Annotated in this window: 21 protein-coding genes and 1 rRNA gene; 20 read left to right on the top strand and 2 right to left on the bottom strand. The window is 49.7% G+C overall.

Annotation, left to right across the window (positions count from 1 at the left end; translation table 11 throughout):
- Nucleotides 1–6: 6 nt before the first annotated feature.
- The 16 genes from THEAE_RS0119355 (at nt 7) to THEAE_RS0119430 (ending at nt 10,537) form a co-directional block, all read left to right on the top strand.
- Entirely contained in the window at nt 7–660 is a 654-nt protein-coding gene (locus tag THEAE_RS0119355; RefSeq protein ID WP_028988530.1) for an adenylate kinase, read from the top strand.
- Nucleotides 657–1,403, top strand: a complete 747-nt coding sequence (gene map, locus THEAE_RS0119360) for a type I methionyl aminopeptidase (protein ID WP_005583484.1) — start codon at nt 657–659, stop codon at nt 1,401–1,403. Before THEAE_RS0119355 ends, map begins: the two co-directional genes overlap by 4 nt.
- A gap of 43 nt (nt 1,404–1,446) precedes the next feature.
- On the top strand, nt 1,447–1,665 hold the full coding sequence (gene infA / locus THEAE_RS0119365) for a translation initiation factor IF-1 (protein WP_005583483.1): 219 nt from the start codon (nt 1,447–1,449) through the stop codon (nt 1,663–1,665).
- A gap of 35 nt (nt 1,666–1,700) precedes the next feature.
- Nucleotides 1,701–1,814, top strand: coding sequence for a 50S ribosomal protein L36 (rpmJ, locus tag THEAE_RS0119370; protein WP_028988531.1), 114 nt, complete (start codon nt 1,701–1,703; stop codon nt 1,812–1,814).
- Between the two features lie 20 nt (nt 1,815–1,834).
- Entirely contained in the window at nt 1,835–2,203 is a 369-nt protein-coding gene (gene rpsM, locus THEAE_RS0119375) for a 30S ribosomal protein S13 (RefSeq protein ID WP_028988532.1), read from the top strand.
- An 18-nt stretch (nt 2,204–2,221) separates the two neighbouring features.
- Nucleotides 2,222–2,620 carry a 30S ribosomal protein S11 gene (gene rpsK / locus THEAE_RS0119380; protein ID WP_005583481.1) on the top strand — a complete coding sequence of 133 codons (399 nt, stop codon included), beginning with the start codon at nt 2,222–2,224 and terminating at the stop codon, nt 2,618–2,620.
- 105 nt (nt 2,621–2,725) lie between these two features.
- Entirely contained in the window at nt 2,726–3,670 is a 945-nt protein-coding gene (locus THEAE_RS0119385; protein WP_005583480.1) for a DNA-directed RNA polymerase subunit alpha, read from the top strand.
- Between the two features lie 44 nt (nt 3,671–3,714).
- The gene (gene rplQ / locus THEAE_RS0119390) at nt 3,715–4,089 is read left to right on the top strand and encodes a 50S ribosomal protein L17 (protein ID WP_028988533.1); all 375 of its coding nucleotides are present in this window, start codon (nt 3,715–3,717) and stop codon (nt 4,087–4,089) included.
- Nucleotides 4,090–4,177: 88 nt separating this feature from the next.
- A complete protein-coding gene (locus THEAE_RS21780; protein ID WP_039944584.1) occupies nt 4,178–5,014 on the top strand; it encodes an energy-coupling factor transporter ATPase in 837 nt (278 codons plus the stop codon).
- Nucleotides 4,990–5,862, top strand: a complete 873-nt coding sequence (locus THEAE_RS0119400; RefSeq protein ID WP_005583475.1) for an ATP-binding cassette domain-containing protein — start codon at nt 4,990–4,992, stop codon at nt 5,860–5,862. The genes THEAE_RS21780 and THEAE_RS0119400 overlap by 25 nt, the downstream gene beginning before the upstream one ends.
- Entirely contained in the window at nt 5,850–6,662 is an 813-nt protein-coding gene (locus THEAE_RS0119405) for an energy-coupling factor transporter transmembrane component T family protein (protein ID WP_005583474.1), read from the top strand. The genes THEAE_RS0119400 and THEAE_RS0119405 overlap by 13 nt, the downstream gene beginning before the upstream one ends.
- Nucleotides 6,663–6,667: 5 nt before the next feature.
- Nucleotides 6,668–7,429, top strand: coding sequence for a tRNA pseudouridine(38-40) synthase TruA (gene truA, locus THEAE_RS0119410; RefSeq protein WP_028988534.1), 762 nt, complete (start codon nt 6,668–6,670; stop codon nt 7,427–7,429).
- A 220-nt stretch (nt 7,430–7,649) separates the two neighbouring features.
- Complete coding sequence (gene rplM / locus THEAE_RS0119415) at nt 7,650–8,093, top strand: 50S ribosomal protein L13 (RefSeq protein ID WP_005583472.1); 444 nt, start codon at nt 7,650–7,652, stop codon at nt 8,091–8,093.
- A gap of 18 nt (nt 8,094–8,111) precedes the next feature.
- The gene (gene rpsI / locus THEAE_RS0119420; protein ID WP_005583471.1) at nt 8,112–8,504 is read left to right on the top strand and encodes a 30S ribosomal protein S9; all 393 of its coding nucleotides are present in this window, start codon (nt 8,112–8,114) and stop codon (nt 8,502–8,504) included.
- Between the two features lie 166 nt (nt 8,505–8,670).
- Entirely contained in the window at nt 8,671–9,423 is a 753-nt protein-coding gene (cwlD, locus tag THEAE_RS21785) for an N-acetylmuramoyl-L-alanine amidase CwlD (RefSeq protein WP_052330174.1), read from the top strand.
- Nucleotides 9,424–9,463: 40 nt separating this feature from the next.
- The gene (locus THEAE_RS0119430) at nt 9,464–10,537 is read left to right on the top strand and encodes an Mrp/NBP35 family ATP-binding protein (protein WP_028988535.1); all 1,074 of its coding nucleotides are present in this window, start codon (nt 9,464–9,466) and stop codon (nt 10,535–10,537) included.
- Between the two features lie 10 nt (nt 10,538–10,547).
- On the opposite strand, the gene gerD is transcribed toward THEAE_RS0119430, so the two are convergent.
- Nucleotides 10,548–11,246, bottom strand: coding sequence for a spore germination lipoprotein GerD (gene gerD, locus THEAE_RS0119435; RefSeq protein ID WP_084213623.1), 699 nt, complete (start codon nt 11,244–11,246; stop codon nt 10,548–10,550).
- Between the two features lie 172 nt (nt 11,247–11,418).
- On the opposite strand from gerD, the gene THEAE_RS21790 reads away from it, so the two are divergent.
- On the top strand, nt 11,419–12,069 hold the full coding sequence (locus tag THEAE_RS21790) for a KinB-signaling pathway activation protein (protein WP_052330175.1): 651 nt from the start codon (nt 11,419–11,421) through the stop codon (nt 12,067–12,069).
- Here THEAE_RS21790 and pdaB read toward each other — a convergent pair.
- Nucleotides 12,014–12,778 (bottom strand): polysaccharide deacetylase family sporulation protein PdaB, encoded by a 765-nt coding sequence (pdaB, locus tag THEAE_RS0119445; protein ID WP_005585218.1) that lies wholly within the window; start codon nt 12,776–12,778, stop codon nt 12,014–12,016. The genes THEAE_RS21790 and pdaB overlap by 56 nt on opposite strands.
- A 180-nt stretch (nt 12,779–12,958) precedes the next feature.
- Here pdaB and THEAE_RS0119450 point away from each other — a divergent pair, with 180 nt between their 5' ends.
- From THEAE_RS0119450 to THEAE_RS0119460, 3 genes are all read left to right on the top strand, one after another.
- Nucleotides 12,959–13,384, top strand: coding sequence for an OsmC family protein (locus THEAE_RS0119450; RefSeq protein ID WP_028988537.1), 426 nt, complete (start codon nt 12,959–12,961; stop codon nt 13,382–13,384).
- Nucleotides 13,385–13,553: 169 nt separating this feature from the next.
- Complete coding sequence (locus THEAE_RS0119455) at nt 13,554–13,775, top strand: hypothetical protein (RefSeq protein WP_028988538.1); 222 nt, start codon at nt 13,554–13,556, stop codon at nt 13,773–13,775.
- A 210-nt stretch (nt 13,776–13,985) separates the two neighbouring features.
- Nucleotides 13,986–15,513: ribosomal RNA gene (locus THEAE_RS0119460) — 16S ribosomal RNA — on the top strand.
- Nucleotides 15,514–15,679: the final 166 nt, after the last annotated feature.

A 15,679-nucleotide genomic window follows, 5' to 3' on the forward strand; every position in this document is an offset into this window, starting at 1 on the left:
ATCCATTTGAACACCATCGTAATGGGGTTGCCGGGAGCAGGAAAGGGAACTCAGGCGGCGCTGATCGTAGAGCGTTACAAGATTCCCCACATTTCCACCGGTGACATGTTCCGCCAAGCGGTTAAAGAGGGAACGGAACTAGGAAAGAAAGCGAAAGAGTATATGGAGCAAGGTTTGTTGGTTCCCGATGAAGTAACCATCGGGATTGTCAAAGAACGCTTGTCTAAACCGGATACGGCCCGGGGCTTTCTCCTTGACGGTTTCCCTCGAACCACTCGTCAAGCCAAGGCGCTGGATGACACGCTGGTGGAACTCGGCAAGAAACTGGATGCGGTCATTCATATCGAGGTTCCATTGGAACTATTGGTAACGCGCCTTACGGGGCGGAGAATCTGTAAAGAATGTGGTGCCACGTATCATATCACCTTCAATCCTCCTAAAAAAGAAGGCATCTGCGACCGTTGCGGCGGGGAGCTCTATCAAAGGGCCGACGATAAAGAAGAGACGGTGGCAAAACGCCTTCAGGTGAACCTAGAGCAAACAACACCACTTCTTCATTATTATGAAGAGAAAGGGATTCTTCACAACATCGATGGGAAAAAAGAGATCGAAGAGGTGTTTCAAATGGTCGAAACTGTGTTAAGAGGGGTTCACCAATGATCGAAATAAAAACCCAGGCAGAACTCGAGATCATGCGGGAAGCAGGCCGCATTGTGGCCAAGACGCATGAGGTATTGGCGAAGGTGATCGAACCGGGGATCACGACGAAGGAACTCGATGCCATCGCCGATCGAGAGATCCGCAAATGGGGAGCCACTCCATCCTTTAAAGGGTATAACGGTTATCCTGCCAGCATTTGTACTTCAGTGAATGAGGAGTTGGTACATGGCATTCCGGGCCATCGAAAATTGAAAGAAGGCGACGTGATTAGTCTGGATATCGGAGCCTATTACATGGGTTACCATGGAGATTCTGCCTGGACCTACCCTGTCGGCAAGATCTCGGAAGAAGATCAGAAACTTCTCCGGGTGACAGAAGAATCCCTCTACAAAGGATTAGAACAGGCTAAGCCAGGCAATCGTCTTACCGACATCTCCCATGCCATACAGGTTTACGTGGAAGCAAACGGCTTCTCGATCGTCCGTGAATATGTAGGGCACGGAGTGGGTAAGAATTTACACGAAGATCCGCAAATCCCTAATTATGGTCCTCCAGGCCATGGGCCCAGGCTTAAACCGGGGATGGTCATGGCGATAGAACCTATGGTAAATGCCGGAGAGCGATATGTTGAAACGTTACCGGACAATTGGACCGTTATAACGGTTGACCGCCGAAATTGCGCCCATTTTGAGCATACCATCGTCATCACGGAAGAAGGCCATGAAATCCTAACCATTCTATAAAAGATTCTATCACTGAGAGTACACATGAAAGGAGTGATGGAGATTGGCCAAAGAGGATGTGATTGAAATTGAAGGGACCGTCATTGAGCCGCTCCCCAATGCCATGTTTCGCGTGGAATTGGTGAACGGACACAAGATATTGGCCCACGTCTCCGGCAAGATTCGCATGAATTTTATCCGCATCTTGCCGGGCGATAAAGTAACGGTAGAATTATCTCCCTACGATTTGACCCGGGGCAGGATTGTGTACCGTTATAAATAACCTGAGAGATTCTCTCAAGGCAAGGAGGGAACAAGATGAAGGTAAGGCCGTCGGTTAAGCCGATTTGTGAAAAATGCAAAGTAATTCGCCGAAAGGGTAAAGTGATGGTCATTTGCGAAAATCCGAAGCATAAGCAGACCCAAGGTTAATGGAAGGAGGTGTCCTTTGAATGGCACGTATAGCAGGTGTTGATATCCCCCGAGACAAGAGGGTTGAAATCTCATTGACCTACATCTATGGCATTGGCCGTTCCATGTCCAACAAGATTTTGAAAGAAACCGGCGTCAATCCCGATACCCGCGTAAAAGATCTTACCGAAGATGAGGTGAATCGCATCCGGGAATATATCGATAAGAACGTAAAGGTAGAAGGAGATCTGCGCAGGGAAGTCTCTCTCAATATCAAACGGCTGATGGAGATTGGGTGCTACCGTGGCCTGCGCCACCGTCGCGGTCTGCCGGTTCGCGGCCAACGTACAAAGACGAATGCCCGTACACGGAAAGGTCCACGCCGCACCATCGCCAATAAGAAGAAATAGAGAAGGAGGTTGAAATCGTTGGCAAAAAGAAAAACGGCAACGGTCCGTACCCGTCGTAAAGATCGCAAAAACGTGCCATCCGGTGTGGCTCATATCCGTTCCACCTTCAACAACACCATCGTCACCATAACCGATCCCCATGGGAATACCATCTCCTGGGCGAGCGCAGGGGCATTAGGATTTAAAGGAAGCAGGAAGAGCACTCCTTTTGCGGCTCAAATGGCCGCTGAAGCTGCAGCTAAAGCAGCGATGGATCATGGGATGAAAGATGTAGAAGTGATGGTAAAAGGCCCCGGAGCCGGGCGGGAAGCAGCGATCCGCTCTTTACAGGCTGCAGGACTAGAGGTGAATGTGATCCGGGATGTAACGCCCATCCCCCACAATGGATGCCGTCCTCCGAAACGTCGCCGCGTCTGATCAAAAGGTATAATATGGATGGAACAGGTCAATAATGGATGAGTACACATCCGTACGTTCGTTAAAAGCGCCTGCGACTCTGACGTTTGAAGGAGGGTTCGTCGAATGATAGAGATAGAAAAGCCAAAGATTGAGGCTGTAGAAATTTCTCCAGACGGGAGTTATGGCAAATTCGTCGTAGAACCTCTCGAAAGGGGATACGGAACGACCCTTGGGAATTCCCTCCGCAGAATCCTCTTATCTTCACTTCCCGGGGCGGCTGTAACCACAGTACAGATTGATGGGGTGCTTCATGAGTTTTCAACCATCGAAGGGGTTGTGGAGGATACCACCGAAATCATCCTGAATCTGAAGAAATTAGCTCTTCGCATTCACTCCGACGAGGAGAAAATTCTTGAGATCGAAGCGGATGAGGAAGGTGTGGTTACGGCAGGTGATATCCGAGCCGATAGCGATGTGGACATCCTCAATCCGGAACTTTATATAGCCACCATCGCCCCCAATGGGAGACTTCACATCCGCATGACGGCGAACCGGGGACGCGGATATGTTCCGGCAGATGCCAACAAGCGAGATGATAACCCCATTGGCGTCATTCCCATCGACTCCATTTACTCACCGGTTCATCGGGTAAATTATCAAGTAGAAAATACCCGTGTCGGACAAGTAACCAACTATGATAAACTAACGTTGGAGATTTGGACGAACCGAAGCATACGGCCTGAAGAAGCCGTTAGCATCGGTGCTAAGATCTTGACCGACCATTTGCTCCTCTTTGTAGCCCTCACGGAGAGAGCTCGCACGACGGAGGTCATGATCGAGAAAGAGGAAGATAAGAAAGAAAAAGCCTTGGAGATGACCATTGAGGAACTGGATCTATCGGTGCGCTCCTACAACTGCCTGAAACGCGCAGGGATCAATACCGTACAGGAGCTTATTCAAAAGTCGGAAGAAGATATGATGAAAGTGCGCAATTTGGGGAAAAAGTCCTTGGAAGAGGTTATTGCTAAACTTCATGCGATGGGCTTACATTTGCGAAACGATGACTAAGAGTCCATGCACTTTAGTCTATTTTGCATAAAGGAGGGGATATCATGGCCTATTCAAAAGTAGGTAGAGACAGTTCGGCGCGGAAGGCGCTGTTTAGGGATCTCATCACCGATCTTATCATTCATGAACGGATTGAGACCACCGAAATAAAGGCAAAGGAACTTCGCTCCATCGCAGATAAGATGGTTACCTTGGCCAAGCGAGGTGATCTTCATGCCCGCCGCCAGGTCGCTGCTTTCGTCCGGAAAGAACCCGTTGACCCGAGTGATGAAAAAAGCAAAGACGCCGTGCAAAAACTATTTGATGAGATCGCGCCCCGCTATAAGGAGCGAAACGGAGGCTATACCCGGGTATTAAAAACCACCTTTCGGCGTGGGGATGCAGCTCCGATGGCGATCATCGAATTCGTAAAAGAATAAAGAGAAAGGAATGGATCAACACGACAAAGGGTGAAGATAGACGAAAGTCTTTCTCCCCCTTTCTTTATATCCGGAGGGAGACGGGGAGATGGAACCAATCCTGACCGCAGAAGATCTGTACTTTCGCTACAGCGAGAGTGGGGACTGGGTATTAAAAGGGGTAAATATTGCGCTTTATCCCGGAGAGTGGGTGGGCATTTTAGGGGGAAATGGATCAGGGAAATCGACCTTAGCCAAATTATTGAATGGCCTCCTCCTGCCCCAAAAGGGTACGGTAAAGATTTTCGGCTTAAATCCCAACGTACAGGAAGATCTCCCTCTCATTCATCAAAAAGTGGGGATGATCTTTCAAAATCCGGAGAATCAGATCGTTGCCATGACCGTTGAGGATGACATTGCCTTTGGGCTGGAAAATTTGGGGCTTCCTCTTCAAGAAATTGAGAGACGGACAGACCAGGTGTTAGAACAGATGAAACTTACCCCCTATCGAAAGACGGAACCCCATCGACTCTCCGGAGGGCAGAAACAGCGCCTTGCCATTGCAGGGGTTTTGGCGATGAGGCCGGAGGTGATCATCTTCGACGAGGCCGCCTCCATGCTGGACCCGGAAGGGGCTTATGAACTCCTTCAAACGATGATTGAACTTCATCGGCAGAAAATCACGCTGGTCCACATCACCCATGAATTAGAAGAGATTCGTTACGCGGATCGCCTTATCGTGATGGAGGGAGGGAGAATTTTGGCCGAGGGGAGACCCATGGAAGTTCTTATCCAGGTGGAAACATTGAAGAAGGCGGCACTTCTTCCCCCCTTTGCCGTCCGTCTTTGGGATAGGCTGGCCCGGGAAGGGATCCGTCTTCCCTTAACGGGGCTTGATGAAGGAAGGTTGGCGGAGACCGTATGGAAATACACTTTCAGAACGTAAGTTATGAGTATGGGGCAGGGACCCCCTTTTCCCATTTAGCCATAAAAAATGTGACCCTTACCATCCCTTCCGGACAGTTTGTCGCTTTGATGGGAAAGACGGGCTCCGGAAAAACCACACTGGCGCAGATGGTCAATGGCCTGATTCGCCCGACCCGGGGGGAAGTTCAGGTGGGGGAATATCGGATCACCGCCAAAAAACAAAATCTAACTCCACTTCGTTCCCGCATTGGGTATGCTTTTCAATATCCGGAACACCAACTTTTTGAAGAGACGGTTTTTCAGGATATTGCCTTTAGTCTTAAACAATATGAGTACCCGGAAGAGAAGATTCCCTTAAAGGTACGTCAGGCGATGGAGAGGGTCGGTCTTTCCTATGAGGAGTTTAAGGATCGGTCTCCCTTCCAATTGAGCGGCGGACAGATGAGAAAGGTAGCTTTGGCCGGGGTTTTGGTGATTCATCCGAAAATCCTGATCTTAGACGAGCCGACTGCAGGTCTCGACCCAAAAGGAAGGCTTGACCTGCTTACAAGAATTTCAGAACTTCATCGCGAAGAAAGAATCACGATCCTATTGATTACCCACCATCTGGAGGAGGCGTTGGAATACGGAGAGCGAATTCTCTTCTTAAGAGAGGGAGAACTCTTCGCCGACCTTAAACCGAAAGAGGTTTACAGAGAGAGAAAGCGTCTTTTTACGGCCGGGATCCTCCCCTCTCCCCTCCTTCGTTTCCAAGAGAGGTTGGAAGAGCTTCGGGGAATGGGGGAGATTTCCTGGCCCCACCGGGAGGCGGAAATGATGGATCTTCTCATTCGTCAGATGAAGGGGGAGGGCTCATGGATCGTTTAACCGTCATCCCAATTGGACAATATTACCCAGGGGAATCTTTTCTGCATCGGGTAGATCCTCGAACGAAGATTCTGTTTATCGTCGCTTATGTCATCCTTCTGTTCTTGGTTCGGCATCCGCTCATGATCATTGGTTTTAGCCTCCCTCCTCTTCTAGCCGTCATTTTCTCGGACATCCCCCTCTCTTACCAATGGAAAGCGTATCGGGGGATTCTCCTCATGATTCTTCTTTTTGGCCTTTTTCAGATGTTTTATATACGTGAAGGTTTCCTTTTGGGGAAAATTTTCGGTCTTTCCTTGTATAGCGAAGGGGTTAAGGAAGCGGCATTCACCGCTTTGAGGCTAACCGACCTCCTCCTTCTTACCTCCCTCCTCACCTTCACCACTTCCTCGATCGCCTTAACGGAAGGGTTGGAGAGACTTCTTTCCCCTTTTTCCCGTTTGGGTTTGCCGGTGGGAGAGATCGCTTTGATGATGACCATCGCGATTCGCTATATTCCCACGCTGCTGGAAGAGATGGAAAAGATCATGAAAGCTCAAATGGCCAGGGGGGCCGACTTTGAAAGTAGGAACCTAAGAAAAAGGGTAAACGCCCTTTTTCCCTTAATCGTCCCCTTATTTGTCAACAGTTTTCGCCGGGCGGAAGAGCTTGCGTTAAGCATGGAAGCGAGGGGATATAGGGGAGGGAGAGGGAGGACGCGGAGATATACCCTCACTTTCACCCATCGGGATGGTTGGGTAGCCTTTCTTCTTCTCCTGATGGGGATTGCCCTGATTGGGGAAAGGGTGTGGCTTCATTGACGGAAATGAAGAAAATGGCCATGATTGTCGCCTATGATGGGACCCGCTATTACGGATTCCAGCGCCAATCAACACTCCCTACGATCCAGGAACGTTTGGAGGAAGCCCTTTTTCGCCTTCACCAAAGAAAAACCGGTGTAACCGGAGCGGGCCGGACCGACGCTCGGGTCCATGCAACCGGGCAGGTGATTCATTTTATGACCGATCTACGCATTCCTCCAGAACGGTGGCCCTATGCCCTTCAAGCATTCCTGCCGGAGGATATTCAGATCCGAGCCGCTTATCCGGTGGAAGACTCCTTTCACGCCCGCTATTCGGCGGTCGGGAAACGATACCGTTACCGTATTGATCGGGGGAAGATGAGGAACCTTTTCACCCGAAATTATGCCTTGCATTACCCCTATCCCCTCGAGATCGATAAGATCAAGGAGGCCTCTTCATTTCTCCTTGGACGTCATGATTTCTCCGCTTTTGCTGCCAGTGGCAGTTCGGTAAAGAACCATATTCGTACCCTGTACGACATCCAGGTGGTTGAAGTAGGGGATGAGCTTCAATTTACCTTCTGGGGGGACGGTTTTTTGTACAATATGGTTCGCATCCTGGTAGGGACTTTGTTGGAGGTGGGAGGGGGCAGGAGGGATGTGAAGGAAATCGTCAAACTCCTTAGATCAGGTGACCGGACCAAAGCAGGGATTACCGTACCTCCCCATGGATTAACCTTGGAAGAAGTCCTTTATCCGGAAGGAACGTTTCGACTTAAAACGTGAGATTCATCAGAACAACTGAACCTGGCGTATTTTTTTCTTGACTTTCCCTCTTTTTGTATAGTATTATGTTAGATGGCATTCAAAAAACCACTGCCCCGTTTTTTTTATAGAAGTAACGATTTACCTAGGTATCTCTACATGATAAAAGTAGGACTGAATCATTGGAGAACTGAACCAGTGACGAGAATATGGAGAAAAGAAATGTAAAGGAGGATGTCTCATGCGGACTACCTATATGCCCCACGGCCAGGAAGCCCTTCAGAACCGGAAATGGTACGTGATCGACGCTGAGGGGAAGACCCTGGGTCGGTTAGCATCGGAAGTGGCGCTTATTCTTCGCGGCAAACATAAACCGACCTTCACCCCCCATCTAGATTCTGGGGATCATGTGATCATTATTAACGCAGAGAAGGTTCATCTCACAGGGAAGAAATGGACCGATAAGCTTTACCGTTTCCATTCCCAATATCCGGGAGGTCTTAAGACCTTTACAGCCAGGGATATGATTAAAAACCGCCCTGTGAAGATGGTGGAATTGGCTATTCGAGGAATGTTGCCGAAGAATCGCCTAGGCCGTCAAATGTTTTCCAAACTAAAGGTATATGCAGGAACCGAACATCCCCATCAAGCCCAAAAACCGGAAGTTTGGGAATTGCGAGGATAAGCGAAGGAGGAAAGAGAGATGGCTCAAGTACAATATTATGGCACAGGACGTCGTAAAGAATCCGTGGCGAGAGTCCGACTCGTTCCGGGGGATGGACGGGTGATTATTAATGGCCGGGATATGGATGATTATTTTGGGACGGAAACCCTTAAATTGATCGTAAAGCAACCCCTTGCCCTAACCAATACGCTCGGCCACTATGATGTATTGGTCAACATTCACGGCGGTGGTTTTACCGGCCAAGCAGGCGCTATTCGGCACGGAATCGCCCGGGCTCTTCTTAAGGTAGATCCGGAATTTAGGGGGCCGCTGAAGAAAGCAGGATTTCTTACCCGGGATCCAAGGATGAAAGAGAGGAAAAAATACGGTCTTAAAGCGGCACGCCGTGCTCCCCAATTCTCAAAACGTTAGTTGATCTCAAAAGACCACCCTCATTTCAAGGTGGTCTTTTTTCATGGGTGAAATGGACCTCGCTGAAAAAGCTAGGTCTTTTTTTATGGTTTTGTCCAACTGAAACGTATAATTTGCCCACTATGTCCATATAATTTCTTGAGCAAGCCCCAAGGAGGATTGGGAGATGCAGCAGCTAAAAAAGCTTTTTTTCTTCGCCATCGCCCTGGCCGCTTTATTCTACATCTTTACCTATGAGGAGAAGGGATGGTTTACGACTCCCTCCTGGTCTGTTCCTCTCTCCGGCATGGTGATCGTCTTAGACCCGGGACATGGAGGGATGGACGGAGGCGCCGTCTCAAAAGATGGGTTGGTTGAGAAAGAGATTACTTTAAAAATTGCAAAAAAATTAAGGGATTATTTACAGCAGTCCGGAGCCGTTGTTCTCTTAACCCGGGAAGAGGATAAGGATTTGGCGGACGGAACGGAAGGAACACGGAAGAGGCAGGATTTAAGGGTGAGGGCGGAATTGGTGAACCAAAGCGGTGCAGAACTCTTTATCAGTATTCACTTAAATAGCATTCCTTCTTCCCAATGGAGAGGGGCTCAAACTTTCTTTAATCCAACCAATCCGGAAAACTATAGACTGGCGAAACTAATCCAAGAGGAACTCATAAAGGGGTTAGGAAATACGGACAGGCTGGAGAAAAAAGATCAGGACATATTTATTTTAAAAGCGGCTAAGGTTCCGGCCGTTCTGGTGGAGGCGGGTTTTCTTTCCAATCCGGAGGAGGCGGTCCTATTAGGAAATGAGGCGTATCAGTCGAAGATCGCCGAGAGCATATACCGAGGCATTCTTCGTTACACTTCAGGAGAACAAGTGGAGGAAGAGAAACGATCATCTCTTCATGTTCGCCCCATTCGTCGGAACATGATATAATGAGAACGTAGTGAGAATCCATCATAATGGGGGATCAAGGATGAACGAACGACAGGTGTTGGAAGCCTTAAAAGATGTCAAAGACCCTGAGATTAACCGGAATCTTGTGGATTTGAACATGATTCGAAATATCCGCATAGAGGGGAATTCGATCTCTCTCGATGTGATTTTAACCATTCAGGGATGTCCCCTTAAGGTTACGATAGAAGAAGATATTGTTAAGGCGTTAAAAGCGATCGGGGCGGAGGAGGTTCATGTTCATTTCGGCTCTATGACCGATGAAGAAAGGGCCGCTTTGGCTGCACAATTAAGGGGTGGAGCGGAGAAAAAAGCGGCGGCTCCCCCGTCCATTCTTGCCCCCGGTTCGAAAACCACCTTTATTGCTGTTTCCAGTGGCAAAGGAGGTGTGGGAAAGTCGACGGTTAGCGTCAACCTCGCCGTTTCGTTAGCACGCCTTGGGAAGAAAGTAGGCATCATCGATGCCGACATTTACGGCTTTAGTGTCCCGGATATGATGGGGATCGAACAGCGGCCTACGGTCATCGGAGATATGATTCTTCCGGTTCTCCGCATGGGCGTACAGGTCATCTCGATGGGTTTTTTCGTGGCTGATAATTCTCCCGTCATTTGGCGTGGTCCCATGTTGGGAAAGATGTTACGTACCTTCTTTAACGACGTGAAATGGGATGATTTGGATTTTATGATCCTAGACTTGCCTCCCGGAACGGGGGATATGGCCCTCGATGTCCACAGCCTGATTCCCCAAAGCAAGGAGATTATCGTCACCACCCCCCATGGGACGGCTGCCTTTGTGGCCGCCCGAGCAGGGGCGATGGCCATGAAAACAAAGCACGAGATCTTGGGTGTTGTCGAGAATATGGCATACTCTATCTGTCCCCATTGTGGAGAGAAGACCTATCTCTTCGGCAAGGGAGGCGGAGGGAGATTGGCAGAGGAGCTTCGAACCGAGTTTTTAGCCCAAATCCCGCTCGGCCTTCCCGATAATCATCCCTCGGAGCCCGATTTCTCTCCATCCGTATATAAGCGGGATACGGAAATCGGACAGATCTATGAAGAGTTGGCCACGAAGGTGATTGGATTAACGAAGGCATAAGCGGCGGAGGTTATCCTCCTCCACCCGCTTGTCTTCCTCCACCTCCACCTCCGCCACCGCCTCCACCGCCACCGCCGCCTCCACCTTCGCCGCCCCCTTCACCACCGCCCCCTTCGCCTTCGCCGCCGCCCTTCTTCTTTTCAGGTTTCATCGCTTCTTCCTGGGCTTTGGCGATCAGCTTCATTAACTCATCCATAAAGAGGGGGCTTTGCAGGGCATCCTTCATTACAGCCATCACTTGGTTCCGGTAGGCGGAGGACTTCATCAGGTCTAGGAGATTTTTCTCAAATTCCGGATCCTTCATCACCTGTAGCATCATTTTTTGATATTCCGGATCTTTCATCAGGTCTTTCAGGAGGCTCTGGTTCTCCTTCATCATGCTCTTTGCTAATTGGGAAGAGAATTTCGGGTCCTCAAAGATTTTCTTAAAACCCTCCTGCCCCTGTTTGGAGAGGAGAGTTGTTTGTACTGCCGCCTTCACTTCCTCGCCACTCATGAGGAGTTCTTTTTTCATCTCCTCATCTTTTAAGGTTTGCTGCAGGGCCTTTTTCCCATCTTCCGTTTGTAAAATATCTTGAACCATGGTTTTTATCTGCTCATAATCAGGGCTTCCCCCTCCGCCTTGCGGGCTTGCAAAGGCAGAACATCCGGAAATGCCTGCGGTAAGGAGGAGGGAAAGAAGAAGAGCTCCTCTACGTTTCATTTCCATCACCATTTTCCGCTTTAAAGTAGGATTGGCTTGTTAGTAATATAACTCCGGGAGATACTCGTTATGCCCGAAGGGAAGAGGGAGTTTCAGTCAAAAGAGTTGGCCTATCTAGGCAGTTAAGGGCGGAATTGGTATAATAAACTGAATAAAAGGTTGGTAAGTAGGTGTTCGGATGAATAGTCGGAAGTTGGTGTATCTCATTGGAACCACCTTGCTCTGGGCAGGAGTCGGAGGGGGATTGACCGGTTTTTTTCTTTCGTTTGCCGCAGCCGTTGAAGAGAAGTGGAGCTCTTTGGAATGGCTGCTTGGCGGGGTCGGCTGGTTCGGTGGAGGGCTTATTTTCGGCGCTTTAAGTCTTCTCGGGTATTTGGTATTTTTACTCATTCATCAGATGGGATTGGGGCTGTTTCGGAAACAAGAGTTATGGCACCTTGTCCTCTATCTTTTAGTCATGGTTTCCTTCATAGACCTTTATCTTTTTCCTTCCGCAATCAATCAAGGAGGAGAGAAGTGGTCCCTTTTTTTATTCCCTCCCATGCTGTTGGCATGGGCGGTTGTGGTCGCCTATCTTAAAAAGAGAGAGACGCGTCCATCCGCCTTTGCGCCTAGCCTTTTTTTTATGTTTACGATGACGGTTTTGGAGCTTATCCCAGCTTTACGGGGAGAAAACCTGCGCTCTTTGGTTGATATGGGAATCCCCTTGATCATCGCCAATACCTGGCAGCTTCTCATTCTGCATCGTCTTATAGGGGAAGAAAAGCCTTCCCCTACTCAAGCTCCTCCACCTTTGAGTCAAACCCGGAGATCAGTTCAGAAACCGTAACGAATTGATATCCTTTCCTCCGCAGTTCCTTAATCATGGTTGGAAGGGCTAAATGGGTCTGTTTGCAGGAATCGCTTGCATGCATAAGGATAATATCACCGGGATGCACCTTTGTCAGAACGCGGTTCACAATCGCATCGACCCCTGGATTTTTCCAGTCTAGGGAGTCGGTATCCCATTGGATCACGGTATACCCCAATTGGTTGGCGATATTCAACACTCGTTGATCAAAATCGCCGTTTGGGGTCCGTATTAAGGTGGGCGTTTCCCCGGTAATTTCTTTAAGAATGGCATGGGCTTTAAGAATCTGCTCCCGAATTTCCTGGTCGCTTAATTGGCTGTAATTGGTGTGCTTATAACCATGGGAGCCGATTTCATATCCCATTTCCTTAATCTTTCTCACGATCTCCACATGATCCCTGCTCCAAGGGCCGGAAAGAAAGAAGGTGGCTTTCTTTACACCTTCCTCCTGGAGAACTTCCAGAATCGGCAGGGTTCTAATCTCCCCCCAGCTGATGTCGAAGGTAAGGGCGATCTTCTTCTCTTTGGTGGGAACGCTATATATAGCGGATGGTTCTCGCAAGGCGATCACGCTCATACTATTTTTCTCGGCGTAAATTAATCCTACTGCAAAGAGGGAGGCGATAACCAGAATCAGGGCTTGTTTCACTTTCCGAGTCCGAATCGTAATCCAATAGTATCGCTTCACTACTTTATTTCCTCCTTTAGCAATTTGTCTCCATAGTACAGGGTATGACAGGCTTCCCCGCCCTATTCCAGGAAAAGTGTGGCCATTCACCGAATCGGTTGACGTTCGGGGAATAAAGTGATATGGATAGTGGAGAGAGGATGTTACAACAGACACATCAATTTATGAGGAGGTCTTATGATGAAAGTCGTGATGGAATGGAAAGACCATATGTACTTTGAAGGGAAAGGACCCAGTGGTCATGTGGTAGGTGTAGATGCTGCGGAAAGCGTGGGGGGGAGCAATCGGGCGGCTCGGCCCATGGAGCTTTTATTAAATGGCCTTGGAGGATGCACCTCCATCGATATCTTGTCCATCCTTAACAAAATGCGTCTGACTCCCGCCTCCTTTCACCTTGAAATTGATGGGGAAAGGGCGGAGGAGCATCCGAAACGGTTTACCAAGATTCACATTCATTATTTTCTGGAAGGGGAAAATCTCACGGAGGATAAAGTGAGAAGGGCGGTTCAACTCTCTATGGAGAAGTATTGTTCCGCGGCCCACTCGTTAAATGCGGAGATTACGGCCAGTTTTGAAATCAACGGGGTTCGTTATTCGATGAATTAAGTTTTTCGCCCTTTTCTGACGAAGGGTTTTCCTATTCATTTCAGACCAAAAATGGAGTAAAAAATCCCCAAATAGCACATAACAATCCTACAGAGTTAATCGACCTTTACGAACCGTTCAAGAGGAGCTCGTGCTGGCCGGTTCACCTTTTGGAGGAATGGATATGGCTATGATGGGATTATTAATCTCTCCTAAAGAATTTATGGAATTAGAATATCTAATTCGCCGGGAATTGGAAGAGATGCTTCTCGATCTTGAAGATCGCCGTTTGGATGGTCTCGCCAGAATTGCGATTGAGGAGAGGTATCAATTAATGTTTCGCTTATATGCTAGGGTTGCCTCTCCGAAAGAACTGGCCCGATTCGTGCGTAAAAATAAACGGACGCCGTAAGTGAATAGATTAACAGAAGTTTCCTGTTGACGAAAAGCTCCTCGATGTGATAAGATAACCAACGTCGCTGCCACGGCGGCGCGGAAAAAAAGACCCATGGTTCCTTGAAAACTGAACAGAAACGCCTGTGAGGAATAAAAGCAAGAAGAATTGAGAGTCGAGGAAGAAGACTCGAGCAGGGGGGAAGGAAGGGAACTTCCGGAACCCTCTTATATGGAGAGTTTGATCCTGGCTCAGGACGAACGCTGGCGGCGTGCCTAATACATGCAAGTCGGACGGTTTAGAAGTGAGAGGCTTGCCTCTGGCTTTTAGACAGTGGCGGACGGGTGAGTAACACGTAGGCAACCTGCCCGTAATACCGGGATAACCTGGGGAAACCGAGGCTAAGCCCGGATAGGCTCCTTTTCCGCATGGGAGAGGAGGGAAAGGGTGCGACCCGATTACGGAGGGGCCTGCGGCGCATTAGCTAGTTGGTGAGGTAACGGCCCACCAAGGCGATGATGCGTAGCCGACCTGAGAGGGTGACCGGCCACACTGGGACTGAGAGACGGCCCAGACTCCTACGGGAGGCAGCAGTAGGGAATCTTCGGCAATGGGCGAAAGCCTGACCGAGCAACGCCGCGTGAGTGAGGAAGGCCTTCGGGTTGTAAAACTCTGTTGTTTGGGAAGAAGGGAAAGGGTAGGCCCCTTAGGTGACGGTACCAAACGAGAAAGCCCCGGCTAACTACGTGCCAGCAGCCGCGGTAATACGTAGGGGGCGAGCGTTGTCCGGAATGATTGGGCGTAAAGCGCGCGCAGGCGGTCCTTTAAGTCTGATGTGAAAGCCCGCGGCTTAACCGCGGAAGGTCATTGGAAACTGGGGGACTTGAGGCTAGGAGAGGGAAGTGGAATTCCTGGTGTAGCGGTGAAATGCGTAGAGATCAGGAGGAATACCGATGGCGAAGGCAGCTTTCTGGCCTAGGGCTGACGCTGAGGCGCGAAAGCGTGGGGAGCAAACAGGATTAGATACCCTGGTAGTCCACGCCGTAAACGATGAGTGCTAGGTGTGAGGGGTTTCAAGGCCCTTCGTGCCGCAGTACACACAATAAGCACTCCGCCTGGGGAGTACGGTCGCAAGACTGAAACTCAAAGGAATTGACGGGGGCCCGCACAAGCGGTGGAGCATGTGGTTTAATTCGAAGCAACGCGAAGAACCTTACCAGGGCTTGACATCCCTCTGACGGGAGTAGAGATACTTCGTCCCTTCGGGGCAGAGGAGACAGGTGGTGCATGGTTGTCGTCAGCTCGTGTCGTGAGATGTTGGGTTAAGTCCCGCAACGAGCGCAACCCTTGAGCTTAGTTGCCAGCATTCAGTTGGGCACTCTAGGCTGACTGCCGCAGACGATGCGGAGGAAGGTGGGGATGACGTCAAATCATCATGCCCCTTATGTCCTGGGCTACACACGTGCTACAATGGCCGGTACAGAGGGAGGCGAAGGAGCGATCCGGAGCGGAACCCAAAAAGCCGGTCGTAGTTCGGATTGCAGGCTGCAACTCGCCTGCATGAAGTCGGAATCGCTAGTAATCGCGGATCAGCATGCCGCGGTGAATCCGTTCCCGGGCCTTGTACACACCGCCCGTCACACCACGAGAGTCGGAAACACCCGAAGTCGCTCAGGCGCCTAAGGTGGGGCCGATGATTGGGGTGAAGTCGTAACAAGGTATCCGTACCGGAAGGTGCGGATGGATCACCTCCTTTCTATGGAGAGCACCTCGCAGGGAAGTTTCTGTTCGGTTTTGAGGGAAACCTCAGCGTTCCTTGAAAACCGGATACAGGCAAGAAGCGAAGAAAGCGATGAAGGTTTGTGAAGCGGGAGGAATCCTGAGAACACAAGCCGGGAGGTTAAGGTAGGAAGGGCGCACGG

It is taken from the genome of Thermicanus aegyptius DSM 12793 (assembly GCF_000510645.1).
In the GTDB taxonomy this organism is placed as follows: Bacteria; Bacillota; Bacilli; order Thermicanales; family Thermicanaceae; genus Thermicanus; species Thermicanus aegyptius.

Coding starts and splice junctions, on each gene's coding strand:
- map (WP_005583484.1), top strand. CDS start 657: ATGATCGAAATAAAAACCCAGGCAGAACTCGAGATCATGCGGGAAGCA.
- rpmJ (WP_028988531.1), top strand. CDS start 1,701: ATGAAGGTAAGGCCGTCGGTTAAGCCGATTTGTGAAAAATGCAAAGTA.
- rpsM (WP_028988532.1), top strand. CDS start 1,835: ATGGCACGTATAGCAGGTGTTGATATCCCCCGAGACAAGAGGGTTGAA.
- THEAE_RS0119385 (WP_005583480.1), top strand. CDS start 2,726: ATGATAGAGATAGAAAAGCCAAAGATTGAGGCTGTAGAAATTTCTCCA.
- rplQ (WP_028988533.1), top strand. CDS start 3,715: ATGGCCTATTCAAAAGTAGGTAGAGACAGTTCGGCGCGGAAGGCGCTG.
- THEAE_RS21780 (WP_039944584.1), top strand. CDS start 4,178: ATGGAACCAATCCTGACCGCAGAAGATCTGTACTTTCGCTACAGCGAG.
- THEAE_RS0119400 (WP_005583475.1), top strand. CDS start 4,990: ATGGAAATACACTTTCAGAACGTAAGTTATGAGTATGGGGCAGGGACC.
- THEAE_RS0119405 (WP_005583474.1), top strand. CDS start 5,850: ATGGATCGTTTAACCGTCATCCCAATTGGACAATATTACCCAGGGGAA.
- truA (WP_028988534.1), top strand. CDS start 6,668: ATGAAGAAAATGGCCATGATTGTCGCCTATGATGGGACCCGCTATTAC.
- rplM (WP_005583472.1), top strand. CDS start 7,650: ATGCGGACTACCTATATGCCCCACGGCCAGGAAGCCCTTCAGAACCGG.
- rpsI (WP_005583471.1), top strand. CDS start 8,112: ATGGCTCAAGTACAATATTATGGCACAGGACGTCGTAAAGAATCCGTG.
- cwlD (WP_052330174.1), top strand. CDS start 8,671: ATGCAGCAGCTAAAAAAGCTTTTTTTCTTCGCCATCGCCCTGGCCGCT.
- THEAE_RS0119430 (WP_028988535.1), top strand. CDS start 9,464: ATGAACGAACGACAGGTGTTGGAAGCCTTAAAAGATGTCAAAGACCCT.
- gerD (WP_084213623.1), bottom strand. CDS start 11,246: ATGGAAATGAAACGTAGAGGAGCTCTTCTTCTTTCCCTCCTCCTTACC.
- THEAE_RS21790 (WP_052330175.1), top strand. CDS start 11,419: ATGAATAGTCGGAAGTTGGTGTATCTCATTGGAACCACCTTGCTCTGG.
- THEAE_RS0119450 (WP_028988537.1), top strand. CDS start 12,959: ATGAAAGTCGTGATGGAATGGAAAGACCATATGTACTTTGAAGGGAAA.
- THEAE_RS0119455 (WP_028988538.1), top strand. CDS start 13,554: ATGATGGGATTATTAATCTCTCCTAAAGAATTTATGGAATTAGAATAT.